Source organism: Halomonas sp. MES3-P3E, assembly GCF_002836035.1.
GTDB lineage: Bacteria > Pseudomonadota > Gammaproteobacteria > Pseudomonadales > Halomonadaceae > Vreelandella > Vreelandella arctica.
Window position 1 is genome coordinate 1 of record NZ_PJBT01000121.1, and the last position, 706, is coordinate 706.

The 706-nt window shown below is 49.9% G+C and carries 2 protein-coding genes; one reads left to right on the forward strand and one right to left on the reverse strand.

Features of this window, described 5'->3' with window-relative positions; genetic code table 11:
• A partial coding sequence (locus tag CXF87_RS22075) for a hypothetical protein (RefSeq protein WP_232774915.1) occupies positions 1-227 on the forward strand: 227 nt, incomplete at its 5' end.
• A 39-nt stretch (positions 228-266) separates the two neighbouring features.
• On the opposite strand, the gene CXF87_RS12200 is transcribed toward CXF87_RS22075, so the two are convergent.
• The coding region (locus CXF87_RS12200; RefSeq protein ID WP_198556087.1) for an SOS response-associated peptidase at positions 267-706 on the reverse strand (440 nt) is incomplete at its 5' end.

Sequence of the window (706 nt, forward strand, 5' to 3'; positions counted from 1 at the left end):
ATCTTATGAAATTTAACAAGGTTAGAAACCAGATTGTCCACGAAGAAGGCTATGTCAAAAGAAGCGAGCCACCTGGAGAACTCACATCACTTGAAGTGATAATACGTGATACAAGCGGTCTATCTTATGGCTGGAATAATCAAATTACGGTTGAGAGAGCCTTTATTGACTCTACGATCGATACAATTGAAAAATTCCTGACTAACCTTTACAAGCAAGCGCTTTGAGTTAAAAGCTACTTTGGCGGTTTGCGATGCATGCCTGTTCTAGCTTCTCTTGCGGCGACCGGATTCTTTCGGCATTGGCTCAGCTTGTAGCCGGTGAGCAGGGTATTGCCTCATGAATGCCATGCTTTCCGCTGCTGGTGCGGTCAGCCAGTCCTTGAGCGCCCCATTCGGCAAGATGACTACCATTCTCTTCTCACTGCCCTGGCGATGGTAGTTTTTCATCATGGTGTGGTCGTCGGCGTTGACCGTGAGCATCGAATAGCTATACACGGTTTCACCGTCAGGGTTGATCCAGCGTTCCCAGAGACCTGCAATGCTCATGAGCCCTCCATCTGCCCGAGTGATACGAGTCGGAACCGCTTTCCCGGAGCGCCAATCAGGTTCGAAGATCGCCTTTGCGGGAATGATGCAATGTTGCCCCAGACGCCATGCAGAACGGAATGATGGCTTGCTGGCGACCGTTTCTGACCTCGCGTTAT